The following is a 24934-nucleotide window of genomic DNA, read 5'->3' on the forward strand; positions in this document are numbered from 1 at the left end:
ATCCAGCAAGTTCGCAGTCGCGGGCGCATCTGCCTATGCTGCGTTAAATTTTGATTTTAATGGTTTTGGACGTAGGTTCGCGCCGCTAAAAATCAAAATTTTGCCCTGCCGCGAGCGCTAAATTTACAATCTCTAAATTTAAAATTTTAAGCGTAAAATTTTGACCTAAAATTTCTAAAATTTAAAATTCTAAATGCGATACGAGCTTTGCCAGCTCGCTTGTTGTAAGGTTCGTAAACTCCATCGCCGCAGAAGCGACGAATTTATTTGATAAAAATAAGACAAAATTTTAGCTAGCGCGTCCGCGCAGAACAGAATCCCAATGTTAGCGCGACTGCAAACGCGCTGCGTTTGAAACCCAAAACCGACGAGGCTAGCCGCGAGCTTTGGCGATGCACGCCTCGATAGCCGCCATCACCGCTGCGCGAAACCCCGCCGCCTCCAGCGCCGCCAGCCCCTCTATCGTCGTGCCCGCAGGCGAGCAGACGGCGTCTTTGAGCTCCGATGGGCGCTTGCCGCTTTGTAGCAGGCGCGCCGTGCCCTCTACCGCCGCCGCTACTGCGTCGTAGCATAGCGCCCGCGGTAGTCCGCCCCGCACGCCCGCATCCGCCGCAGCCTCGATAAAGGCGCACACATACGCGGGCAGACTCCCTGCGATCCCCGTAAATGCGGCAAAGCCAGCCTCGTCTATCTCGTAAAATTTGCCGATTTTGGCGGCTAGCGCTCGTACGATCTCCCGACTAGCCTCATCAAAATACTCGCCGTAGCACAGCGCCGTAGCCGACGCGCCGATACCCGCAGCGACGTTTGGCATCGCGCGGACTACGAAAACGTCCGCACCTACGATATTTTGGGCGCACTTCAGCTTGAAATTCGGCGCCAAAAGAATCAGGATTTTCCCCGCGAGCTCGGGCGCGATCAGGCGCAAAATCTCCTCGTAACTGGCGGGCTTGGTCGCGAGCACGATAATATCCGCTTCGTGCGCCAGCTGTGTCTCGCCTTGCAAAATCTGCACGCCGTAGCGCTTGCGCAAAAATTCGTTTTTGCTTCTGGCATAAGCTAGGACTTGAAGCTTCGTATCGGAGGCGGGCTGCGCGCAGGCGGAATCACGCTCGCGGCTCGCAAAATTCTGCTCTAAATTTGCGGAATTCCGCCCGCAAGCCGCAAAGCTTTGAGTATCTGGCATAAAATTTTGCCCGCCGTGCGCGCAATTCTCTCCGCTCGCTGCGCAATTTTCTTTATCCTCTGTAAAATTTTCTCCGCTCGCCGTGCAATCTCGCCCGCCAGCTCTGCAAAGTGCGGCGATCATCGCCTCGCCCATATTCCCGCCGCCGATAAATCCCACTTTCATTTTCGCTCCTTTTAAAGCTAAATTATGCCTCAATGATAGCTCAAAATTTCTTTATCCGCCCTTGCGGCGCGCGGTTTATCTGCATAAAAGCAAATTTTAGCTACAATCTCGCCTAAATTTTTAAAAAAGGATGCGTTATGGCAATAAACGTTTTTTACGACAAAGATTGCGATTTAGGTTTGATTAAGGCTAAAAAGGTCGCTATGATCGGCTTTGGCTCGCAGGGACACGCTCATGCCGAAAATTTGCGAGATAGCGGCGTAGAGGTCATTGTGGGCCTGAAAAAAGGGGGCGCGAGCTGGAGCAAGGCCGAGGCAAAGGGCTTTAAAGTAATGAGCGTCGGCGAAGCTACGAAGGCCGCTGATCTTGTGATGATCCTAACGCCAGATGAGTTTCAAGGCGACATTTTTAAAGCCGAGATCGAGCCGAATTTAAGCGAGGGTAACGCGATCGCGTTCGCGCACGGCTTTAATATCCACTTCGGACAGATCGTCCCTCCAAAGGGCGTCGACTGCATTATGATCGCTCCGAAAGCCCCGGGCCACACCGTCCGCAACGAGTTCGTAAGCGGCGGCGGCGTACCGATGCTGATCGCCGTTTCGCAAAACGAAAGCGGCAGAGCCAAAGAGCTTGCTCTAAGCTACGCAAGTGCGATCGGCGGCGGCCGCACTGGCATCATCGAAACGACTTTTAAAGCAGAGACCGAGACTGATCTTTTCGGCGAGCAGGCTGTACTTTGCGGCGGACTTTGCGCGCTCATTAACGCAGGCTTTGAGACCCTCGTCGAGGCTGGATATGAGCCTGAAATGGCGTATTTTGAGTGCCAGCACGAGATGAAGCTGATCGTGGATCTCATCTATCAAGGTGGCATGGCAGATATGCGCTACTCGATCTCAAACACCGCAGAATACGGCGATTACGTAAGCGGAAACCGCGTCGTAAACGAAAGCAGCAAAGCGGCGATGAAAGAGGTGCTAAAGGAAATTCAAAATGGCAAATTTGCAAAAGACTTTATCCTCGAGCGCAAAGCTGGCTATGTGCGAATGAACGCCGAGCGCAATATCACGGCAAACAGTTTGCTTAGCAAAACCGGCGAGAAGCTTCGCGCGATGATGCCGTGGATCGCCAAAGGCAAGCTCGTAAATAAAGATAAAAACTGATTTCGGCTGAGCTTTGGCTAATACAAATCCACGAGGGCGCCGCAAAAAGCGCCCGATCAATTACATAGCGATCGCCTTTGTCGTAATCTTATGCTTTTTAAGCGGTGCGGTTACCTACGCGGTTTTGGATCTCGTATTTTCGGGCAATAAAGCCGCATTGCAGCAAAGCTCGCGCAAACAAACTCCCGAGAGCGCTTCTGATTCTCGCGGTAAAAAGCCTCGTTTAAGCGCTGCACAGAAGGAAGCGCTGATTCAAAAGGAGCTTAATAAGATCGCCGAGCAAAACGTAACCACGCCTAAGATGAGTATCGAGCCCGCACGGCGGAATTCCGCAGGAGAAAATTCCGCAAACGGCGATTCGCAAAATTCCGTAAATTCTATGGCTTCCGCAAATTCCGCCGCCGCAAATTCGGCGGGTGACGGACCTGACGTAAATTTTACCGCGGCAAATTCCGCGCCAGAAAATTCCATAAATTCTACCGCGCAAAGCCGTGCTTCCGGCGGCGCGGACGATCTTTCTAAATCGCCGCGCAAGGCTTTGCCCGCAGGCTCTCGCGCAAAGCTAGCGATCATCATCGACGACGTAGGCACCGACGAGCAGGCGCAAAAGATCGCCGCTCTGCCCGTGCGAGTGACGCCGTCCATCTTCCCGCCCGAGTATCAGCGCAAGGACACGCGCTCGCTCGCTCGCGGCTTTGAGCATTACGCGATCCACCTGCCGATGGAGGCGAGCTCTGCTAAAAATAATTCCGCGACGCTGCGAACCTCGGATAATTACGAGAAGCTGCGAGGCGTCATAGAGAAGCTGCGCGCGGACTTTCCGAACGCTAAATTTATAAACAACCACACCGGTTCTAAATTTACCGCCGACGAGCGCGCGATGCAAAACCTGCTGCGCGCGATGAACGAGCATGGATTTTTATTTATCGACTCGCGCACGAGCCCCGCTACCAAGGCTAAGGCGGCGATGAATGGGCTTGGCATGCGATACGTGCATCGCGACGTGTTTTTAGATAATCAAAACAGCGTCGCTGCGGTGCGCAAAAAGCTACGTGAAGCCGTGACGCTTGCTAAAAAGCAGGGTTACGCCATCGCTATCGGCCATCCCAAAAGCTCCACTCTGCGCGCGCTTGCAAACAGCGCCGACATCCTAGGCGAGGTCGATTTGGTCTATTTGGACGAAATTTATGAGTACTACGAGTGAGCTCGATTTTAAAATTCTAAGCCTAGCGAGGCTTGGCGCAAGCGAGCCCGCGCGGCTGTATTTTAGGGGCGAGCCGGCGCTGCTGCAAAAGCGCTGCATCTCGATCGTAGGCTCGCGCAAGATGAGTGTTTATACTAAAAATTTGATCCTGCGCCTCGCCCGCGCTTTGAGCGATGCGGACTTTTGCGTCGTAAGCGGCGCGGCGATCGGCTGCGACATAGCCGCGCACGAAGGGGCGTTTCCAAACACGATCGCGGTTTTTGGCAACGGCCTTGATCAAATTTATCCCGCGCAAAACGCCGCTATGATCGGCAAAATTTACGAACGCAGCCTCGCGCTTAGCGAGTATGAGGACGGCGTGAGCGCGCGCGGATTTCAGTTTTTGCAGCGCAACCGCATCGTCGTAGCGCTGTCCGAGGCGCTCGTAGTCGCTCAAGCCGAGCCCCGCAGCGGCTCGCTGCAAAGCGCGCGCCTGGCTCGCGAGATGGGCGTACCCGTCTACGTGCTGCCGCACCGCATGGACGAGAGCGCGGGCACGAACGATCTACTCGCAAAATCTCAGGCGCGGCTGATCGCGGATTTTGGCGAGTTTGTGGCTTCTTTAGCTCCGCAGACGCCGCAAAGCATCGAGCGCGCGCAGGATGAGGTGATGGAATTTTTAGCGCTAAATTCCGATCTGCAAGCGGCGATCGAGCGCTTCGGCGATAAAATTTACGAATACGAGCTTGAAGGCAGGATAGAAATTTTAGGCGCAAAGATCGTAGCAAAGTAGCTGGAGGCTGGCGCTTGCTCGCCGTGGTTTGATAGGCGCTGCCCGCCGGTGCGGCTTGTTTGCACGGCGCGTAGTCTGCGCGGCCGGTGTTTAAATTTAGAAAAAGGCGGCTCGGTAAAATTTTGCTTTCCGCAAGTAGCACTTGAGCTTAAAACAAACCATCGCGGCTTGTTTGTGCAGCGCCGCTCGCCTCCGCTTGCGGTAATGATCGGTTTGTGAATGCCGCGCGCGATTTATAAATACTTTGCGGCGCAGAATTTAAGCTTTAAAATGCATGAAATTTTCTGAAATAGCGTTTAAATGTTTGTTTGCCTATCGTGCTAAATTTTTGCGGGTAAATTTGGCTGCGGATTTCAGCATAAACGTAGTAGGCTGAATTTGCCGCAAGGAAAAATTTTGGTTGTGGCGACAGAATTTTACTAACGATGAGGCGAGCTTGCGTTCGGTCGTCGTGCAGATGCGGACCCATTTTAAAATTTTAATTTCGCGCGGGGTGCGTCGATCGCGTCCGTATCTGTGCGGCAGAGTTTATGTCCGTCGTGCGTTTGAGTGTCGCTTACATGCGGCTCGCGTGGACGAAGTACGGGTGTACCTGCCGGGTGCGGCGATCGAAATTTTAAAATTTGAAGCTTGTGGATGATAAATTAATAGGCTCGCAAGCGGCGCGAGCGAGTGAAATTTATGTCAATTTAGTATAAAATTTCATAAATTCCGCAGCTAAATTCTGCGATAAAATTTAGCTATGAAATTCCGATCGCGGAATTTCGGCGATAGAATTTTAATAGCGGAATTCCGCAAAATTCCATAAAATTTAATGTAAGTAAAGGATGAAATTTGATAGTTGCGATCGATCTTGGGCTTAAGCGTATCGGCGTGGCGGCGGCACCGGATGATAAGACGCCGCTTCCGTGCGAGCCGATCCTACGCAAAAATCGCACCCAAGCCGCGCTCGAGCTAAGCGAACTGCTGCGTGAAAAGGGCGCCAGCGTGCTAGTGCTGGGCGTACCGCGTGGCGGGGCAAGCGAGGAGGAGATGAGCAGGCGCATACGCCACTTCGCCTCGCTGCTGGATTTTGACGGCGAGATAAAATTTCAAGACGAGAGCTTTTCGAGCGCCGAAGCCGCGGAGTTTGCGAGTAAATGCGCTAAGGGCGGCGGCAAGGATCCGCGCTTTGATAGTATCGCCGCGACGATAATTTTACAGAGGTTTTTGGCGAGCAGGGGCTAGGCGCGTGTGCAGCAACGTAATTTGCGCGCGGCGACGCAAGAGAGAATTGCCACTCGTCTGTTTTGCCGTTTGTCTATTTTGTCGCCGTTTGAAAGGCCGCGAAATTTTACTCGCTCGCCTAAAACGGACGGAATTTTATGCTCGTTAGAGATTGATAAAATTTCATCGTCCGTTAAAGTTTGGCGAAATTTTGCTTTGCCTAAAAAGAGTCTGTATAATTTATTTCGGAGCATCCGTAAATGACGCTTTAGGCGGTTAAACCGAGCGAGATTGACAGCGATTTAAGTTTTAAACGGCGAGGTTTATGCATTTTGGCGATTTGTGCTCGCGCGCACGGCTGCTATTTTAAGTTTTTTCAAGGTCTATTTAGACGCAAAGAATGCTAAGCAAAATTGCAAAAACGCGGATGCATTATAGAATAGGGCGCGAATTTTGAGATAAATTTCATTTAGGAAGCGGTTATGTTTAAGATCACGATGTTGGTAAAAAGGGCGCCGGGTATCACGCAGCAAGAGTTTATGGCGCATTGGGCGGCGCATTCGCAAAAGGTTTTGGATAATCAAAAGGCACTAAATATCGTCCGCTATGCAAAAACTATGCCCATCTTTATCGAGGGGCAGAGCACCAGGCGCAATACGGCGGCGTTTGGCTACGACGCGATGGGCGAGCTATGGTATGAGAGCGTGCAGGCATTTGCGGATGCGCGAAATAGCGAGGCAGCGCGAGCGGTGCTAACGGAGCTGATGGCGGATGAGGCGAGGTTTTGCGATATGAAAAACTCGGTGATGTGGTTCGGCGAGGAGGAGGCTGTGATAGAGTTTGAGCGCTAGGGAGCGCGGCTTGTAGCGAATAAATTTTGAAGTAAAGCAATTCTACGTGGCATTTGGGTTTTAAAACTATCAGAATTTTACGAGCTGGGCTTGCACAGCTGAAATTGCGGGTGCGGCTTACATAGATGAAATTTACGTACGCTATACAGATACTGCGCGGCCTTGATTATTTTCAGGCTCAACATATCTAAGCGGTGCGATATAATCTAATAAGCCTGGGTATCGGAGCAAAAAATGCCTAAAGGTGCATTACGCCTGCAGTTTTGGCATAGGCAAGCCTATTTCTAAGATAAAATTTAAAGGCTGGCAGTGTAAATTTTTTAAAATTTCTAAGCAGCAATGCGAAATTTTCAAAAGTTTTCTAGGGTGCGGCAAGATGCTTGTCGCGGGTTTGGTACTCGACAAAATATTTTACACACTAAATTATCGCTCTGATAAATCGCCATTGCAGAGGCTGCAGGTGCTTAAGACCTCAAGGATTAAATACGTTTTAGTCCTATTATAAATACTATAGCCGTGGACAGTCATATAGACATGCGAGTAAAAATTGAGGCAAGCCAGCCATAAAAATAATCTTGCAAGTAAAATTTTAATTTGTCTTTTTAAAATTCAGCTCAAAGCTCCGTTTAAAATTTTATTTAAAATTTTGCTTGGGATTTTGATAGAAATTTTGCAGGAATTTCGCCGCAAATTTCACAGCTATTATCAAAAATTAAAATTTTATCCCTCGCTTTTTGCTATAATTATTTTTAAAATTTAAAAGGAGCAAAAATGAAAATTTTAGCGTCGATTGCCGCACTAATCGTAGCAGTCTACTTGCTCGCGCAGATATTTTTCCCGCAGGCGATCTCGTTTGTCGGATGTGGCGTCGGTATGGCTAATTCGTGCGAAGACTATGGAGGATATTTGCTTGAGGAGCGCGATTATGAGGCAGCAAAAAAGCCATTTGAAAAAGCTTGTGAAGCGGGACTAGAAAATAGCTGTGCTATCGCGGGGGATTTGTATTACGACGAGCAAAATTTATATAAAACTACAAAAGATAAGGGCAAGTCCGCGCGGTTTTATTCCAAAGCGTGCGAGCTGGGAGCCGCCAAAGCTTGCTACAACGCTGCGATAATCTCTTATAAAAATGCCGATAAGAAAAATACGTTCGCATTTTTTGCCAAATCATGCGATTTGGGATTAGGCGAGGGCTGCTTGAACGCTGCGGTCGCTAGCTATGAAGAAAAAGACTATCAGGGCGCTCTTAAGTTTTTCCTAAAATCTTGCGATGCTGCTTTGGCGGAGGGATGCCAAAGGGTTGGACTAGCGTATTCAAAGAAGGAATTTGGCGAGCCGGATCTGGATAAGGCGATGATCTACTACGACAAGGCTTGCAAACTGGGAGCGGAGTTTAGCTGCAACGTAGTAGCCGCGATGAATAAAATAAATGCAAGCGAGGCTAATGCGACCAAATAGATGGCAGGGCTAGCTAGATAATACGGCGAGATCGAAATTAGTATAGAAATTTTGCGGAGCTTTATGGGATTTTATGGAATTTCGTGAAATTTTGTCTTTAAATTTTATTGCTGAGATTCCGCATATTGCGATAATGGCGATGGATAGCGATTTTAAAATTTCAGTATCTTGGAAGTTTAGAATTTAATCTATGCTGTGGATTTTATTGACAGAATTTTGACTTGTCATAGACTTATCCATCGCGATATAGGGATTTAATCATAATTTTAGTGCATCCCTGAAAGAGAAAAAATTGCGCAAACTAGCGAGTAGCTATGTAATCACAGCTGATATGGCAAAAATATCCGAAGAAGATCGCACGGGATAATTAATTTGCGAAGTAAATAAAATCAATTCACAAGGGAATGGGAATCTATCAATAAACAAGTAAAATTATTCATCGCAAAGTAAGCAAAATCGATCTGTAAATGGGCAGATCAAGCTTAAAACTAACTCGAAGTAGCCTGTAAATAGGCTAAATTGCAAGCAAGATAAATTTTAAGTAGGCATATTGTAAGAAAGTAAAATTTTAGATGAGATAAGTGGGATAAATCGATTTCAAATCACCGTAGAAGTTGGATGACGATCCTAATTTAAAGCCCCATTTTTCCGGGATTTAAGATGCCTTTTGGATCGAAAGCCCTTTTGATTGCGCGAAATAGCTCCATCTCTGCTGCGCTAAAAGCTAGTGGCATAAATTCCGCCTTACTTAGCCCGATGCCGTGCTCGCCGCTGAGCGTACCGCCAAGATCAACTGCAGCTTTGAAAATTTCGGTGATTGCGTCATGTCCGCGTCGCACTTGAGCTTCATCTTTTTTGTCGGCGACCATGACGTTGGTGTGGACATTGCCGTCGCCCGTGTGCCCGAAACAGGGCACGCGCACGCCGTATTTATCGCCGATGCGCGCGATACGGCGCAGTAGCTCGGGCAGCTGCGAGCGCGGGACGGTGATGTCCTCATTTAGCTTAAGCGTGCCGTAGATATTGATCGCCTGCGAGCAGTTGCGTCTCGCAAACCAAATGCCCGCACGCTCCTCTTCGCTTTCTGCGATGCGAAAGTCGCTCGCGCCGTTTTGAACGAAAATTTCTTTTATGAGTGCGAGCTCCTCCAAAAGCACTGCTTCTAAATTGCCGTCTGTTTCGCAGATCAAAATCGCGCCCGCATCCCTTGGCAAGCCTTTATGAAATTTCTCCTCGACCGCGGCTATGCACAGCGCGTCTAAAAATTCCATCGCCACGGGCGTGATACCGGCTGCCATTGTCTTATACACGGCATTCATTGCTGCATCTACGCTAGGAAAGACGCCCATCGCGGTCTTTTTAAGCTTTGGCATCGGGATGAGCTTGAGCGTGATTTCGGTAATGACGGCAAGCGCGCCTTCGCTTGCGATTAAAATTCCTACCACGTTGAAGCCTGCGACATCTTTTATAGTGCGTTTACCCGCTCGGATCACCTCTCCATTAGGCAGTACCGCACGCAGTGCCATTACGTAGTCTTTGGTGATGCCGTATTTTGCGGCGCGCATGCCACCGGAGTTTTCGGCGACGTTGCCTCCTAGCGTGGAATAATCCTGGCTTGCCGGGTCGGGCGGATAAAAAAGCCCGCGCGCTGCAGCTGCTTTTTGCAGATCGATATTTATGCAGCCGGGTTGGACTACGGCGAGTAGATTTTGCATGTCGATTTCTAGAATTTTATTCATATGTTTTTCAAATGCTAAAATCACTCCGCCGTTTGCGGCTAAAGATCCACCCGTAAAGCCGCTACCTGCGCCTCTTGGAACTACAGGGATTAAATTTTCGTTGCAGAATTTTAAAATTTGACTGACATCGTCCTCGCTTCGCGGGAAAAGCACGCCGTCCGGCAGACAGCGCCTTTTCGTCGCGTCGTAGCAGTATGCCGTGCGATGAGCCTCGTCAAAATAGGCATTATCCGCGCCTAATAGATTTGTAAAAAACGCTTGCGCAGCGCTATTCATCGCCGTCTAAGCCCAGCAAATAGCGGTAGTGTTTGTCGTAATCGCTGATCGGGCCATTAGTAAAGTCCCAAATGACGGTCTTTATCTCGCCCACGCGTGAGTAAAACGGCAGCTGATAATAAGCCACGCTGCCGCTAGCGAACGTACGCAAAGGCTTGAAGCTGCCGCAGTCGGCAAATACGCCTTGTTTATCCATCGCGATAAAAATCAGTCCGGCGCTGTTTTGCGCGCAAATTTTACGAAAATCGTCACGGCTGGGATTTGGCTTGTGATTGTAGCTAAGATAGGCGCCGCCAAGATCTGGGTGAATAAAATTTATATTAGGGAAAGCCTTGATAACCTGCTCGTAAATTTCAGCGTTAGGTGCGACGATTATGGCGCGGTCATAGAGGAAATTTAAGATCACTTTATCGCCGCTTGAGGGTAAAATTTTAGGCAGTGGCAGCGCCTCTTGAGCTAACATATCAAAAACCTCAAATCGCACCTTTGCCTTGCCTGCGCTTTTTTGCGTCACGACGGCACGTGCGATGATGGAGCTCGCGCCACTGCCAAAATTATGCATCACCACTCCGCTGCTGCCTACGGCAATCGTAGGGCTATCTGTGATCTCGCCCGAACCATCCTTTACGCTAAGGAGGGCGGTTTCGTATCGCGGCATATTAAATTCCGCCCCTATCGCCGCACTTAAAAATAGACCTAAAATAAGTAAAGCTTTTTTCAAAATTCTGCTCCTGAATAAAATTTCGGCTAATTATACATAAAACTTTGAAATTAGCGATAAAATTCCACGGTATTTACGAAATATAAGCGTTTTTTCGTTACAATCCCGCCTTAAAATAATATTTCAAAGCGGTTTTATATGACTAGAATTTTTATATTGCTTTTTCTGTGGATAGGCGTAGTTTTTGCGAACAACCCCAGCGTAGAGAAGTTTGCCTGGCCAGATGGCGTGAGTCTTCTGCAATTTATGGAAACCGCGGGCATCCCCGCATCTGTATATTACGACCTGGATAAAGAGGATCAAGAGCTTGCCGCTGAGGTGCGAGCGGGCGTGGAGTGTCAAATTTTGCGTGATCCAGCAGGTCGCGTCTCTCAGCTGTTAATCCCTGTCAGTGAGGAGCTTCAGATCCACATATACCGCGATAAATTCGGCACTTTTAGATTCGTTTATACTCCAATAGTTTATGAGGAAAACAGCTACTCTTTAGGAATTCAGATCGAAAGCTCGCCCTATCAAGATATCATCAAAGCTACGGGCAATGCAGCTTTAGCGAATGAGTTTATGCTTGTTTTTAAAAATGAGGTAAATTTTAAAAAGCTGCAAAAGGGCGATCGGCTTGTGATTCTGTATGAGCAAAAGACGCGCCTTGGCAAGCCTTTTGGCGGAGTAAATATCACCGCAGGAATGATCGAGGAAAATAAAAAGCCCAAATCGCTATATTTTTTCGATGATAAATACTACGACCGAAGCGGCAAAAAGGTCGAATCTTTTCTGCTAATTACGCCGCTTGTTTATACTAGAATTTCATCGTATTTTACCCCTAAAAGATTTCATCCGATTTTAAAGCGATATCGCGCGCACTTAGGCGTAGATTATGCAGCCCCCAAAGGCACTAAGGTAAATGCCGCAGGGGCGGGCAAGATTAGCTTCGTAGGGCGTAAAAACGGCTACGGCAACACCGTAGAGATCAACCACGGCGGCGGTATCAGTACGCTTTATGCGCATCTTAGCGGCTTTGCTAGCGGCACAAAAGCAGGCGTTAGCGTCAAGCAAGGTCAGTTAATCGCCTATGTGGGCTCGACCGGGCTTAGTTCGGGACCGCATCTGCACTTCGGACTTTATAAAAATAAGCAGGCTATAGATCCGCTTAAGGTAGTCAAGATTGAAAAAACGAACGTCATAAGCGCCGAAGAGCTTAAATTTAAAGCTCTCGTCAAAGATATGGACGCCAGAATGGCTGCGGCTAAAGACGGCTCGAAAAACCCTGCTAAATTTGAAAACTACGAGTCGCTTATCACGATAAATTAAGGCTGAAAATGGAAAATAAAGAGCAGCTGGACGACGTCGAGGAAGCTAAGGCGCTTCTTGATGCGCATCTAGGCGATACGCTTGAGCATGAGCTGAGTGCCGCCGATCTTACGGAGCATTTAAAAACTCTAAAAAAGCATGACGAAGAAAAATACGTAGAATTCTTAAAAAAGCTAGATCCTGAGGATCTTGCCGATGCTGCGCTTGAGATGCCCGAGCATATGCTCGAAGACGTCATCGAAACTCTACCTCACGAAAAGATCGTCAAAGCGATCGAGGAGCTCGAAAGCGACGATCAGGCAGAGCTTTTGCAAAACATCGGCGAAATCGACGAGGACAAGGCCGAGCAGATTTTCTATGGGCTTGACGAGGACGATCGCCACGATATTCTTACTATCTCCAAATATAGCGAAGATGAGGCGGGCGCGTATATGCAGACCGAGGTCTTTAGCGCTAGGCAGGATCAGACTCTGGGGCAGGCGGTCGAGATGCTGCGCGTTATGCGAGAAAAGGACGAGATCGAGAACGTCTTTCAGCTCTTCGTGCTCGATAAAAAGGGACATTTGCTTACTACCTTTTCGACGTCCGATCTGATTTTATATGATTTTTCGCTCACGCTGGAGCAAATTTCACAAAAATTCGGCGCCGAAAATAAAATCCACTTCGCCACCGATACCGATAAGATCGACGACGTAATCAAGGATTTTGAGGAGTTCGACCTTAACGTTATCCCCGTAGTCGATGCTAACGGCGTGCTCATCGGACGTATCACTGCCGATGATATCCACGATCTCATCCAAGAGCGCGCCACCGAGCAAATTTACAACCTCGCGGGCGTCGATGACGAAGCGGAGGACGATGAGACTACGATCTTTAAAGCAGGTCGCGCGCGCGCCTTGTGGTTGGCGGTAAATTTATGCACGGCGATCGTAAGCTCCACGATCATCGGGCTTTTTGACGCCACTATCGAAAAGCTGGTCGCGCTCGCCGTGCTTATGCCGATAGTCGCCTCCATGGGCGGCAACACCGGCACGCAGGCGCTTACGGTAACCGTGCGCCGCCTGGCCTTGGGCGAGATAGCGTTTAAAGACAAAAAGCAGGTTCTCTTTCGCGAGATCACGATCGCTTTCATAAACGGTCTTATCTTTGCCACGCTAATGGGGTTTGTGGCGTATTTTTGGTTCGGTATTAAGCTTTTGGGGCTGGTGATTGCGATGTCGATGGTGCTAAATTTAACTCTTGCGGGGCTTTTCGGCGCCGTCATTCCGATCACGCTTAAAAAATTAAATATCGATCCCGCCGTCGGCAGCTCCGTGCTGCTTACCACGGTTACGGACATCGTGGGATTTTTCAGCTTTTTAGGACTTGCGACGTGGATACTACTATAAAAAATTTCAAAATTTCCGAGCTTAAAAGCTCAAATTTCGTTAAACCATTTCGCCTAAATTTCGAAATGGATGGCGTGGCGCGCGCGTGGGACTGCGTCAAGGTGCACGATAGCGTCTCGATTTTGCTCTACCATACGCAGCGCGATGCGCTTTTGCTCGTCAAGCAGTTTCGTCCCAGCGTGTGGTTTTATCAAGAGGAAAATTTAATAAATTCGCCCGAGAAGGGCTACACCTATGAGCTTTGCGCGGGCATTTTGGACAAGGGTATCAGCGAGGAGCAAACGGCGATCGAAGAGGTGCTCGAAGAGACCGGCTATGCCGTGAAGGATCTGAGATTTATCACGAGCTACTACAGCGCCCTGGGCTTTGCGGCAAACCGCCAAATTTTGTACTTCGCGTGCATCGACGAATCTATGAAGCTAGGAGCCGGCGGCGGCGTGGATGGCGAGAATATCGAGCTTTTCTACCTGCCTGCAGCCAAAGCGCGAGAGTTTATGTTCGACGAAAAGATCGTGCGCGCGCCGGGGCTGATCTTGGCATTTCAATGGTTTTTGAGCGAGTTTAAAGCTTAGCGGCGAGATGGAATTTCGTGTGCCATCGCGCGTTTTTGCGTCTCGGCTTTAAATTTAAAGGACGGCGATGAGGGTTTTACTTAGGCTGTGCATTATCGCGGCGTGCCTTTATGCGGCGATCGCGGCGGGGCTTTATATCTTTCAGGAGCGGCTGATATTTTTGGGCGAGCCGTTAGATAAAAACTTCAAATTTAGCTTTGAAAATTCCGAATTTGCAGGACTTGTTAACGCTCCCGAGAGCGGCGAGTATTTAGACATACCGACGTCCGCTACGAAAAATAGCGCCTCTACAAGCGGCGTCGCGGACGAAAACGCTTCTGTGGAGGGTGGCGTAAAAGAAAGCGGCTCTGCAGCGGGCGAGATCAAAAATAAAAGCGCTCAAACTAGCGCCAAGCGCGTCGGCGAAAATACCGCTCAGGACGTCGCATTGGGCAATAACACAAACTCCGCTGCGATAAAATTTCAAGAGATCAATATCCCGTTTGAGAGCGGGTCGATAAACGGGCTGAAATTTAGCGCGGCAGAGCCTAAAGGCGCGATTTTGTTCTTCCACGGCAACTTCGGCGACGTGAGCGGCTGGGGCGCATACGGCGCGGATTTTGCGGCTTTGGGATACGATTTTTATATTTTCGATTACCCGGGCTACGGCAAATCGGACGGCAAAATTTCATCGCAGCAGCAGCTTTTTGCGAGCGCGGATGCGATGAGCCGTTACGTTTTAGCGCAGCATCCGCCAAGGAAGATCGCGATGATCGGCTACTCGATCGGAAGCGGCATCGCAGCACAGCAGGCTGCGAAGTGGGATGCGGCGCGGCTGATTTTGCTCGCGCCCTATTTTAGCTTCGAACGGCTTGCGCACGAAAAAATCCCCTTTGTGCCTAAATTTTTGATCCGATATAAGATTCCGACCGCGGAATTTTTGCAAGCGGCACGCGGCACGCAGATCACGCTCATACACGGAGCCGCAGATGAGCTAATACCGGTGCAGCACTCAAACGATCTTGCGGGATCTCTTAAGGCGGGCGATCTATTTTACGAAATAGCCGCCGCGCCGCATAATGGGCTGCTGGCAATGCCCGGTATTTGGGAAATTTTAAAAAAGAGGCTGCAATAATTTAGCGGAGCTCGGCGTAAAATTCTACGCAGAATCGACCGCTAAATTTTAAAATTTTACGTAGAATTCCACGCGGGCTCGGTCTCCGCAAAATCGCATGAAATTTTATAGCGGCGAAACACGGCGCCAAAAACGAGGCGTAATTTCAAATCAAAATTTATGTGCCGTTGGCATAAGTATAGAGCCGACTTTGTAGCGTTAAATTCTTTTTGGCGCGCACGTGCCGTAAATTTAAAGCTAAAATTTGCGCCAGACCGTGACGCCATATATTTTAGCTGAAATAAAGTTCTGTGAAATTTTATCCCGCGGACATTTATAAATTTCAAGTCTAAATTTTATATTTGCGCGGAAGCGACGCCGTATTTTATCCGTGTAGAATTCTGCCGCGTAAAATTTTATCTAGCGAAATTCTGTTTCGTAAAATTCTATCTTGTAGAATTTTAATTCGCCGCGCTCAAATTTTATTCGCCGCTCTGAAATTTATCCCGCAGCGCCTAAATTTCTCCCGCTCGTCGCGCTTTACCCAAATTTATATTTAGTTGTTGTAAAATGCGTTTTTAAAAGGATTTTAGCGGTTTGTGATATGAGTATTTTAGAGTTTACGGAGTGCGTAGGCATCGCTTCGGCGGCGCTTAGCGGGTTTTTATTCGGCGTAAAGAAGGGCTGCGATTGGCTTGGGATCTTTATCGCGGCGTTTTTGACTGCGCTTGGCGGCGGGATCATGCGCGACACCTTGGTAAGCCGCGAGATCTACTCATTCACGCACTATGCGCCCGTAACCATCGTGCTTGCGGTAAGCGCCGTAGCCATTTTTGCCAAACTTTACGAGAACCGTGATTTGGAGGGTAAATTTTTATTTATTCTAACCGATGCGATCGATGTCGTAAGCTTTTCGATCGTCGGGGCGATGGTTGCGCTAAGCTATAATCACAACGTTTTCGGCGTGGTACTGATCGCGTTTTGTAACGGCGTGGGCGGCGGCATCTTGCGCGACGTGCTGCTGAACGAAGTGCCGTGGTTTTTGCATACGGGGCTTTATGGCACGATAAGCATGGGCGTGGGCTTAATATATTTCGTGCTTGATGGATTGGGGCTTAGCGGCGCCTTTTCGGTGATTATTTTGCTGGTTTTGGGAGTTGCGTTTCGCATGGTAGCTTATTACAAATCTTGGCATCTGCCTAAAGTGGAGTACAAACAATGAACTATTTAATGGATAATTTTGCGCGCGTAAACGTAGCGCTGGTAAGAGGCGAGGGCTCGATAGTCTATGACGAAGCGGGCAAGGACTACGTGGATTTTGGCGCGGGCATCGGCGTAAACTGCCTGGGGCACGCAAACGAGATCGTGCTGGAGGCGATCGGCACGCAAGCCGCGCAGATCATCCACGGCTCAAATATCTATAGAATTCTGCCCCAAGAAGCCCTGGCTCAAAAGATTAGCGAGCTTTTGGGGTATCGCAGCTACGCGGTGTTTTGCAACTCCGGCGCGGAGGCGAACGAAGCGGCGATCAAAATGGCGCGTAAATACGGCACCGTAAATTTTCCTAATAAAAAATTTGAAATTCTAACTCTGCGAAATTCTTTCCATGGCCGCACGCTAGCGACGCTACAAGCTACCGGGCAGGAGAAATTTCATCCGGAAATTTTTGCGCCCTATATGCCCGGGTTTAAATTTTTCGACGATATCGAGGAGATCATCGCGCATATCGATGAAAATAGCGTCGCCGTGATGATCGAGCTAGTCCAGGGCGAGGGAGGTATCAAGCCTCTGGATAAGGCGAGCGTGCAAAGGCTGGCGGCGGTTTTGAAAGAGAAAAAGCTGCTTTTGATCACCGACGAGGTGCAGTGCGGCGTATATCGCACGGGCGAGTTTGCGACGTCGCAAATTTACGGCATCCGCCCCGACATCATCACCTTTGCCAAAGGGCTTGCGGGCGGCGTGCCGATCGGCGCGTGCGTGGCGCAGCAAAACATTTTCGCTCCGGGCGAGCACGGCAGCACCTTCGGCGGTAACTTTTTGGCGACCTCTACGGCGCTTGCGGTGCTTTCGCAGCTTCAGTTTTTAAAAGCGAGCGGTAAGCTTGATAAGACTATAAAAAGATTTATCAAAAAACTAGACGGGCTCGCTGCAGACTATCCTAGCCTGATCGAAAAGCGCGTGGGGCTCGGTCTGATGCAAGGCCTCGTGCTGCGCGATGAAAAAAACTTGGGCGAGATCTTTAACAAAGCCCTGCAAAACGGACTTTTGATCCTAAAATCTGGCAAGCGCACCCTTAGATTTTTGCCTGCGCTAAATATCAAAAAACCGGAGATCAAAGAGGGCTTTGTGCGCCTACGCAAGAGCCTGGACGAGATAGTGCGGGCGTGAAATTTAGCGATTTTTTCGAGGGCTGGCTAAACGAGAGCTACTACGCAAATGGCGCTAAAATCGGCAAGAGCGGCGATTTTTACACCGCTGTGAGCGTAGGGAGCTTCTTTGGGATCTGCATCGCGCGCGAAATTTTACGCTTAAGCGCGGATTTTAGCGCGACGCAAGAGTTAAGCTTAGATGCGGCGGCAAGCCCAATTGCATCGCGGCAAAATTTTGCGGCGGCGTGCGAGTTAAATTCAGATGTCGCGCTTGCAGAAAAACCGCAAAATAGCGCTAAAATCGCTATCGTAGAGATCGGCTCGCACGACGGGCGGCTGCTTTGCGATATAGCGCAGGCGATTTTTACATTAGGCGGTGCGGCGGCGCTTGATAAATTTAGCTTTGCGATTATCGAGCCGCACGAGCGCCTGCGCGAGCTACAGCGAGCGAGCTTTGCGGAGAGCTTCGGCGACGAAATCGCGCTAAAGCACTTTGCAAGTGCGCATGAGGCGAAATTTAAAGATGCGATCTTTGTGGCAAACGAGCTTTTCGACGCCTTTAAATGCGAGGCGGTGGACGGCGAAAATATGCTTTTTATCGAAAGCGGCGCGGCAAAATTTGCCCCCATAAAAGAACGCGAAATTTTAACCCTCGCGCGCAGATTCGGTATATCGCGCGGCGAAATCCCGGTCGGATACTTTCGCTTCGCCCGCGAAATTTGCGCTAGTGCGCAGCGGTTTTATTTCATAGCCTTCGATTACGGACAGATGGGCGCTAGCGGCGATTTTAGCCTGCGGATTTACCGAAACCACGAGGTTTTTAGCTTCTTTGAGGTGAAAAACTTGAGCGATTTTCACGGCAAGAGCGATCTTACCTACGACGTAAATTTTGAAATTTTGCGTGCTGCGTTTGAGGACGTGGGCGCCGTGACGGCGGATTTTAAAAGACAGATCGCGGCTCTCATAGACTTCGGCGCGGTCCAGCTTTTAGAGCTTTTTATGCAAAAAAGTGGCGAGAAGGGCTATCATAACGCGCTTTTGCAGTTCAATCACCTGCGCGCTGAGTTTGGCGAAAAATTTAAGATGATAAAATTTAAAAAGGGGCTTTGATGAGAGCTTTTATCGATTGCGACTGCGAAATTTTGCAAAAGACGCTGGAGTTGTTTTTAAAAGGTCATGCTACAAGTGCGCAGGATTGCGACTTTGTGATAAGCGATGAGCCGCAAAGCTCGGCAAAACCGCTATTTTTGATCGGCGAGGGCGGAGATTTGGCGCTACCGTTTTCCAAGCAGATGTTATTATCGACGCTAGAGGATTTTCAAAGCTCGCTACGGGTAGATCTTAGTGGATACGACGCGGCGGAAGTTGAAATTTGCGCGCTATTTGATGAGTTTAAGGCAAGAATCATCGAAATTTTAAGAAGGCAAAATGGCTAAATTTTCCAAATCTGGCGGCACGCTCTTTACGCAAATTTCAAGCGGCATCTATAAGGGCAAAAAGCTCGCTCTGCCCGCGCTTTCTAGTACGCGCAGCACGAAAAGCATCGTAAAGGGCTCGTTTTTCGATACTTGGCGGGTGGAGTTGCGCGGCGCGGCGTTTATCGAGTGCTTCGGCGGTAGCGGCGCGATGGCGCTTGAAGCGCTAAGCAACGGCGCAAAAAACGTTTATGCGATCGAAAAGGACGCCGCCGCGCATAAAATAATGCGGAAAAATTTCGAGCTTTTCGGGCTCGGCGCAAATACGATTTTGGGTGATTGCTTCGAACGACTGCCCCAAATTTTGCACGATCTGCAGGCGGATATGAACGGACGCTCGGGCGCGAATTCGCCAAATTTAAGCGGCAACAATTTCAAAAACCGCACTGCCGACGCCGCCTGCTATAAAAATTTAAGCAGCGAAAAAGAGGGCTGTCGCAAAAGCTTTAATAGCGTAGAGCGGGGCGAGGACGGATACCGCGCCGAGCAAAGCGTAGAAGCGCAAAGCGGCGTGAAATATTTGGCAAAATATGGCACGCGAAGCAGTATGTATGACAGAGTGCAAAATAGCGCACAGAGCGGCGCAAATGGCGATTATGCGGGCGCTTCTAGTATAAAATACTGCGTAAATTCGCTAGCCACGGATGCCATGAGCTTTAGCAAAAAGTTTGACGATAACTGCGCTTCGGAATACAACGCGAGCGGCACCGAGACCGCTAATTGCAACTTAAATTTAAGCTCAAAATGCAGCGAGAGCTCTAATTTTGGTGTAAATCACGGTGCGGGCTTAGACGTGAGCTGCGAAGAGAAAAAAAGCTTAAATTTAGGCGAAAATTTTGATTCTAGCTGCAGAAAAAGTTTACATTCAAGCGCAAATTTCGTCTATGATTCAAGAAAAAATTCCACTGCGAATTCTGACGGCAATTTTGCCGCTAGCTGCAAAGAAAATTCGCGCCCAAACGTAAATTTAACCCGCGGTTCAAGAAAAAATTTCGACGTTAACTCCCGTGAAAATTTCGCCTGCGATTTAGGCGAAAGCCCTGCTGAAAATTCTAGCGAAAGCCATACCGCAAATTCCAAAGAAAATTCCATCTCCGATCCCGTGCGCAGAGTGTTTGTATATCTGGACCCGCCGTTTGCGATCAGACAGGGCTTTGGCGAGATTTACGAGCGCGTGTTGGCGCTGATAGCGCGCCTGGGCTCCGTGCAGTGCGAGCTGCTAATCGCGATCGAGCATATGAGCGAGCTTGAGCTGCCGCTTAAAATCGGCGATTTCGTGCTGCTTAAATCACGTAAATTCGGCACCACGACGATGAGCTACTACGCAAAATGAAAAGCTTAAAGCAGATTTTGGATTACTACGCCGATTTGAAAAATTGCGACGCGGATCTTTTCGGCGCACCCGATCCGCTGCAGGTCGCAAAGGGACATCGAAACGACGTCGTAGCGCTTATTTGTGCGCTGTTTGCTTACGGGAGCGCGGCTCAAATTTTAAAATTCCTCCGCTCGCTTGATTTTTCGCTTTTGGACGCGAGCGATGAGCGCATTGGTGCGGAGCTTGCGGGCAAAAAGTATAGATTTCAAAGCTCGCGCGACGTCGCTGAAATTTTTATAACTTTAAAGTGGCTTAAAAACAGCCTTAGCATCGAGGAGAGCGTGCTTTGCGGCATGCAAAAAAGCGGACGGATCGAGGATGGGATAAATTTTTTAATCGGCGAAATTTACAGATTAAATCCCTACCGCAGTCCGGGATATGAGTTTTTTTTCGGGCGCGGCTTCTCGCAAAAGCCCACATCGCCGTATAAGCGCTACAATCTTTTCCTACGCTGGGCGGTGCGCGACAGCGACATCGATCTGGGGCTGTACAAAAAGATTGAAAAATCGCGCCTCCTCATCCCGCTCGATACCCACACGCATAAAGTTTCGCTTAAGCTTGGGCTGATCGATCGCAAGAGTTACGATTTCGAGGCGGTTTTGCAGCTTACGCAAAGCTTAAGGCGCTTCGATCCGAGCGATCCCATCAAATACGACTTCGCGCTGTATCGTCTCGGACAGAGTGGCGAGATAGATAAAATTTTACCCGAATTAGCCGCAAATTAGAACAAAACCGCGGAGTAAGTCGGCGGAATTTTACTTAACACGAGCGATGAAATTTTATGGAGATTCAATGCGGGTACACGGCGGAATTTTGCGCTGTTTTGCTGCATAAGTGGAGCTGGCTTTATGGATTTGCCGTGCGTCTTGAGTACAGCGTGCCGAAATTTTATAGAATTTTGGTAAAAGATCGCTTCATAAAATTCTATAAATTTTAAAAATAGCCTCGCTGAATTGTAGGACTTATCTTGCGAAATTTAGGTAAAATTCCAGTAATTTTCGCTGCTTAAATTTTATGAAATTTTGCAGCTCGCGCACGACGCGATAGATTGCATGGAGCTAAAACGGCAATCGCGCAGTAAATTTCATAAAATTTAAGCGGGAGCCATGCGGCAAAATCTGCTAGAATTCCGTGGATTTTTTTGGATTTTATGGAATTATAACAGGCGCCCGTATGCACTTTGCGACGTATGAGCGGTTTGCGATCGTAATTGCGAGAATTCTGACAGGCGTTCATAGCACGTGCCTGCGTGATTTGAAAAAAAAAGGACAAAAATGGAGCTTGAACTTTGGCAGTTTGCGGTGCTTTTTGCGGCGGCATTTTTCGGCGGATTTATAGACTCGATCGCTGGCGGCGGCGGACTGATCTCGCTGCCTGCGCTGCTTGCCGTGGGCGTTCCGCCGCATGTAGCGATCGCCACAAATAGATTTCAAGGCAGTTTCGGAAGTTTCACCGCCGCTTTAAATTTCATCCGCAAGGGTTACGTCGATGCGGCGGAGATCTTGCGCGGCGTGGTTTTTACGTTTATCGGCGGACTCGTCGGCGCTTATGTCCTGCTTCTAGTCGATGCGAAATTCCTAAACTACCTCATTCCGATCCTGCTGCTGGCGCTTTTGCTTTATATGATTTTTTCGCCAAACCTAGGCGAAGCGCCCGCAAAGCCCAAAATGTCAAAAAAGAGCTTTTACGCGATTTTCGGGCTTGTTTTGGGCTTTTACGATGGGTTTTTCGGTCCCGGTACGGGCTCGTTTTGGACGTTTGCGCTCGTAGGAATTTTAGGGCTTTATATGAAAAAGGCGGTCGCGCACACGAAGGTTTTAAATTTCACCTCAAACATCGTCTCTTTGGGCGTTTTTATCATCGGCGGGCAAATTTTGTGGCTCGTCGGAGCGGTGATGGCAGTCGGACAGATCGCGGGCAGCTTCGCAGGCTCAAGCCTAGTGATGCGATGCGACGTAAAATTCGTGCGCAAGATGCTTCTATTCGTCGTTGCCGCTACGATTTTAAAGTTACTTTACGGACTGATCGCAAATTGATGCAGACCGATTGAAGGCCGATCATAGGCTAATCTTAAGCCAAAATCATAGAATTTTATACAGGATTTCGTATAAAATTTCGCGTAAAATTTTATGAGTCCTGGTCGATCTATTCGATAAAGCTGATCTTACTGCCGCAGTAGCGCAGATCTTGTTGTAGGGTCGCGTCAGTCTCGCTTCGATGGCGTCGATTATATCGTAGCATTGTGCTGATCTTGTCGCGACTACGCTAATTTTCCGCTGCTGCGATGTTGATTCTATTGGCGTTACGTCGGAGGCCTCGCTTGTCGCGAGGTCTTTGATTTTATTATTTTGGCGGCGCTGATTGCTCCGCTACATCGACAACTTCGTTGCTGCGCTTGCTACTGCGAGGATTTTAATTGCGTTGCGCGGTATCGCACTGATTTTTTATGACGGCGCTGTTCTTTCTGCTGCGATGGTAGCAATTTTGGCGCTGCTTTTACCGCCCCGCCGCCCGTATCACTACCGTGGGCGGGCTCGGTTTGGCTGTCGCGACATTGATGGTCTTGATGTGCAAGGATTTGATTTGCTGTACAACGATGCCGATGAAGTTTCGTTCATTCACATCGACTAAATTTAGCCACACTGCCCGTATCTATTTCGTCGTATCGCCATGCATTAATTCGGTGCCGCTGATAGAGTTGTCGTATTGCCGAGCGCGCGGCGTTATCATGTCCGCATTGATGAAATTTAATCGGGCACCGTCACGCACGCCTCTTTCCCGCTTACTTGCCTTTTAAAATACACGCCACCTTAGCGAGCCGTTTTACTCGCCCTGCGCTCGTGCCCACAGTTCAACCATTTGCTGTGCAGATTCGCCGCCGTGCTCGTACAGATTAAATTTAGCCGCACTTTCACGTGCTGTTTTGTTACGTCCGTTAGCTCTTTTAAATTTGCCGTTTCGCCGCCACGGCTTGTTATTTCGCGCTAGCTTCTCGCATATTGTCCGCTGTATTGTGCGATAAATTTAACCGCACCGCTGCGTTTGCCGTTTCATTCTGCTATCGTAGGCGAAATTTTGTCCATCCATGCCATTTAAATTTGTCGCATTACCGCGTATCTGTTTCGCCTCGCCCACCGAAATTTAGCCAACCTCTCGCGCCAATTAAATTTTATCGCACCCGCCGCATCCGCAATTTTAGCCGCCCGCTCGCAAAATTCCGCCGCCTAAAACAAAGTTAAAATATTTTGCGATAAAATGGGCAAAATTTTTCACAAAGGATTTACTATGCAGATCATCTCGACTCCCGATGCGGCGCAGGCCATCGGGCCGTACTCTCAGGCGATCAAGACGGGCGGACTCATCTTTACCTCAGGGCAGATCGCGCTTAAGCCTGACGGCGAGTTTGTCGCGGGCGGCGTGGAGGCGCAAACGAGGCAAGTTTTGCAAAACCTCGCCGCGATCTTGAAAGAGGCGGGCGCGACGCTGCAGGATGCCGTCAAAACGACGATTTTTCTGGCCGATATGGGCGATTTTGCCGCGGTGAACGAGATATACGCAGCGGCGTTCGGCGAGCACAAGCCGGCTCGCAGCACGGTGCAGGTCGCCAGACTCCCCAAAGGCGCGCTTGTGGAGATCGAAGTAATAGCGCTGGCTAGGGCTTAGCGCTAAATTTAGATCGCTAAAACTCTGCCAGTTCGCGTTTGCGGTTAAAATTTATACGCGGGCTGCTCGAAATTTTAAACGGCTCGCTTTGGTTTTGAAGCCGAGCGTGCTTTTAAATTTAGATTTTCAAAGCCGCGCCAAACGCCCGCGGGTTTATGTAAACAGCGCGTTTTAGTGCTGCTAAGGCGTTAAAATTTCTCGCTCGAAACGGGATCAAAATCATAGAAAAACTTATTCAAAAATCTAAAAATATCGCAGCCGTGGGGCGCAGCGACATAGAGCCAGCATGGATCGCGCAGGCGCAGCGGCGGCTAGGCTTTGCGCTGCCTGAGAGCTACAAGCAGATGCTGCTAAGATACGCCAGCGTGAGCGCGGCGGGGACGGAGCTAAAAACGATCGCGCCGCCCGAGTTCGCGGGTAGCGCCGACGCCGACATCTGCTACACGTATAAGATAAATCTCAAAAACGGGCTATTCGCCGCGGACGAGCTCGTGTTTTTGCAGCTAGAGGACGAGGAGTATTATTTTAAAATTTCGCCCGCAAGCGACATAGCGGATGGCTCGTCCAACACGGCGCGCGGCAAGACGGCGGAGAGTACGAGCGGCGAAGCCATGGGCGCGACGGTGCGTGATACAGTCGTTGCGACGGTAGCCGACGGTGCAGAAAACAGGGCATCGGACGACGAAGCGCGTGCGGAGCGATCGCCGGATGCGGCGCGCGATATGAATGCCGAAGCGCCAGATGAAACGACGTGTAAAACAGCGGGCGCAACAACAAGCGAGGCGGCAGATGAGGTGGCAAGTGGAGCAACGAAAGAGATAGCGAGCGAGCGGGCAGATGACGCGCCGTGCGAATACAAAGTCTATGTGCGCGACTACGCGGAGGGCGAGGATAGGCTTTTCGCAGACGATTTTTACGGGTTTTTGGAAAAATTTTAAGACGAAATTAACGCA

The 24934-nt window shown here is 49.3% G+C and carries 25 protein-coding genes; 22 read left to right on the top strand and 3 right to left on the bottom strand.

Features of this window, described 5'->3' with window-relative positions; translation table 11 throughout:
- Positions 1–373: 373 nt before the first annotated feature.
- Entirely contained in the window at positions 374–1351 is a 978-nt protein-coding gene (proC, locus tag QZ367_RS01480; protein WP_291936341.1) for a pyrroline-5-carboxylate reductase, read from the bottom strand.
- A 137-nt stretch (positions 1352–1488) separates the two neighbouring features.
- Between proC and ilvC the strand changes: the two genes are divergently transcribed.
- From ilvC to QZ367_RS01515, 7 genes are all read left to right on the top strand, one after another.
- Complete coding sequence (gene ilvC / locus QZ367_RS01485) at positions 1489–2511, top strand: ketol-acid reductoisomerase (protein WP_291936343.1); 1023 nt, start codon at positions 1489–1491, stop codon at positions 2509–2511.
- 13 nt (positions 2512–2524) lie between these two features.
- On the top strand, positions 2525–3715 hold the full coding sequence (locus QZ367_RS01490) for a divergent polysaccharide deacetylase family protein (protein WP_291936345.1): 1191 nt from the start codon (positions 2525–2527) through the stop codon (positions 3713–3715).
- On the top strand, positions 3699–4487 hold the full coding sequence (locus tag QZ367_RS01495; RefSeq protein WP_291936347.1) for a DNA-processing protein DprA: 789 nt from the start codon (positions 3699–3701) through the stop codon (positions 4485–4487). Before QZ367_RS01490 ends, QZ367_RS01495 begins: the two co-directional genes overlap by 17 nt.
- 400 nt (positions 4488–4887) lie before the next feature.
- Positions 4888–5127 (top strand): hypothetical protein, encoded by a 240-nt coding sequence (locus QZ367_RS01500; RefSeq protein WP_291936350.1) that lies wholly within the window; start codon positions 4888–4890, stop codon positions 5125–5127.
- 194 nt (positions 5128–5321) lie between these two features.
- The gene (ruvX, locus tag QZ367_RS01505; RefSeq protein ID WP_291936354.1) at positions 5322–5714 is read left to right on the top strand and encodes a Holliday junction resolvase RuvX; all 393 of its coding nucleotides are present in this window, start codon (positions 5322–5324) and stop codon (positions 5712–5714) included.
- A 461-nt stretch (positions 5715–6175) separates the two neighbouring features.
- Complete coding sequence (locus QZ367_RS01510) at positions 6176–6544, top strand: EthD domain-containing protein (RefSeq protein WP_291936356.1); 369 nt, start codon at positions 6176–6178, stop codon at positions 6542–6544.
- A 771-nt stretch (positions 6545–7315) separates the two neighbouring features.
- Entirely contained in the window at positions 7316–8002 is a 687-nt protein-coding gene (locus QZ367_RS01515) for a tetratricopeptide repeat protein (RefSeq protein WP_291936358.1), read from the top strand.
- Positions 8003–8634: 632 nt separating this feature from the next.
- Here QZ367_RS01515 and QZ367_RS01520 read toward each other — a convergent pair.
- Both QZ367_RS01520 and QZ367_RS01525 read right to left on the bottom strand, forming a co-directional pair.
- Positions 8635–10017, bottom strand: coding sequence for an FAD-linked oxidase C-terminal domain-containing protein (locus QZ367_RS01520; RefSeq protein ID WP_291936362.1), 1383 nt, complete (start codon positions 10015–10017; stop codon positions 8635–8637).
- Complete coding sequence (locus QZ367_RS01525) at positions 10010–10738, bottom strand: plasminogen-binding N-terminal domain-containing protein (protein WP_177386883.1); 729 nt, start codon at positions 10736–10738, stop codon at positions 10010–10012. Before QZ367_RS01525 ends, QZ367_RS01520 begins: the two co-directional genes overlap by 8 nt.
- A gap of 138 nt (positions 10739–10876) precedes the next feature.
- On the opposite strand from QZ367_RS01525, the gene QZ367_RS01530 reads away from it, so the two are divergent.
- The 15 genes from QZ367_RS01530 (at position 10877) to QZ367_RS01600 (ending at position 24919) form a co-directional block, all read left to right on the top strand.
- Positions 10877–12046, top strand: coding sequence for a peptidoglycan DD-metalloendopeptidase family protein (locus tag QZ367_RS01530; protein ID WP_291936368.1), 1170 nt, complete (start codon positions 10877–10879; stop codon positions 12044–12046).
- Positions 12047–12054: 8 nt separating this feature from the next.
- Entirely contained in the window at positions 12055–13434 is a 1380-nt protein-coding gene (gene mgtE, locus QZ367_RS01535; RefSeq protein WP_291936371.1) for a magnesium transporter, read from the top strand.
- Positions 13419–14006: an NUDIX hydrolase gene (locus QZ367_RS01540; protein WP_291936374.1), complete on the top strand. Its 588-nt coding sequence runs from the start codon at positions 13419–13421 to the stop codon at positions 14004–14006. The genes mgtE and QZ367_RS01540 overlap by 16 nt, the downstream gene beginning before the upstream one ends.
- Positions 14007–14073: 67 nt before the next feature.
- Positions 14074–15120 carry an alpha/beta fold hydrolase gene (locus QZ367_RS01545; RefSeq protein ID WP_291936377.1) on the top strand — a complete coding sequence of 349 codons (1047 nt, stop codon included), beginning with the start codon at positions 14074–14076 and terminating at the stop codon, positions 15118–15120.
- A 583-nt stretch (positions 15121–15703) separates the two neighbouring features.
- The gene (locus tag QZ367_RS01550; protein ID WP_291936379.1) at positions 15704–16321 is read left to right on the top strand and encodes a TRIC cation channel family protein; all 618 of its coding nucleotides are present in this window, start codon (positions 15704–15706) and stop codon (positions 16319–16321) included.
- Positions 16318–17487 (top strand): acetylornithine transaminase, encoded by a 1170-nt coding sequence (locus tag QZ367_RS01555; RefSeq protein WP_291936382.1) that lies wholly within the window; start codon positions 16318–16320, stop codon positions 17485–17487. Before QZ367_RS01550 ends, QZ367_RS01555 begins: the two co-directional genes overlap by 4 nt.
- Positions 17484–18578 carry an SAM-dependent methyltransferase gene (locus tag QZ367_RS01560; protein ID WP_291936386.1) on the top strand — a complete coding sequence of 365 codons (1095 nt, stop codon included), beginning with the start codon at positions 17484–17486 and terminating at the stop codon, positions 18576–18578. The genes QZ367_RS01555 and QZ367_RS01560 overlap by 4 nt, the downstream gene beginning before the upstream one ends.
- Entirely contained in the window at positions 18578–18904 is a 327-nt protein-coding gene (locus QZ367_RS01565) for a hypothetical protein (RefSeq protein ID WP_291936388.1), read from the top strand. Before QZ367_RS01560 ends, QZ367_RS01565 begins: the two co-directional genes overlap by 1 nt.
- On the top strand, positions 18897–20276 hold the full coding sequence (locus tag QZ367_RS01570) for an RsmD family RNA methyltransferase (RefSeq protein ID WP_291936391.1): 1380 nt from the start codon (positions 18897–18899) through the stop codon (positions 20274–20276). The genes QZ367_RS01565 and QZ367_RS01570 overlap by 8 nt, the downstream gene beginning before the upstream one ends.
- Positions 20273–21043: a TIGR02757 family protein gene (locus QZ367_RS01575; protein WP_291936394.1), complete on the top strand. Its 771-nt coding sequence runs from the start codon at positions 20273–20275 to the stop codon at positions 21041–21043. The genes QZ367_RS01570 and QZ367_RS01575 overlap by 4 nt, the downstream gene beginning before the upstream one ends.
- Before the next feature lie 56 nt (positions 21044–21099).
- The gene (locus QZ367_RS01580; protein WP_291936396.1) at positions 21100–21255 is read left to right on the top strand and encodes a hypothetical protein; all 156 of its coding nucleotides are present in this window, start codon (positions 21100–21102) and stop codon (positions 21253–21255) included.
- Between the two features lie 337 nt (positions 21256–21592).
- Positions 21593–22354 carry a TSUP family transporter gene (locus QZ367_RS01585; protein WP_291936399.1) on the top strand — a complete coding sequence of 254 codons (762 nt, stop codon included), beginning with the start codon at positions 21593–21595 and terminating at the stop codon, positions 22352–22354.
- A 325-nt stretch (positions 22355–22679) separates the two neighbouring features.
- A complete protein-coding gene (locus QZ367_RS01590) occupies positions 22680–22949 on the top strand; it encodes a hypothetical protein (RefSeq protein WP_291936402.1) in 270 nt (89 codons plus the stop codon).
- A gap of 654 nt (positions 22950–23603) precedes the next feature.
- On the top strand, positions 23604–23981 hold the full coding sequence (locus QZ367_RS01595; protein ID WP_291936404.1) for a RidA family protein: 378 nt from the start codon (positions 23604–23606) through the stop codon (positions 23979–23981).
- A gap of 260 nt (positions 23982–24241) precedes the next feature.
- Complete coding sequence (locus QZ367_RS01600; protein WP_291936407.1) at positions 24242–24919, top strand: hypothetical protein; 678 nt, start codon at positions 24242–24244, stop codon at positions 24917–24919.
- Positions 24920–24934 lie beyond the last annotated feature (15 nt).

It is taken from the genome of Campylobacter sp. (assembly GCF_019423325.1).
Taxonomy (GTDB): Bacteria; Campylobacterota; Campylobacteria; order Campylobacterales; family Campylobacteraceae; genus Campylobacter_B.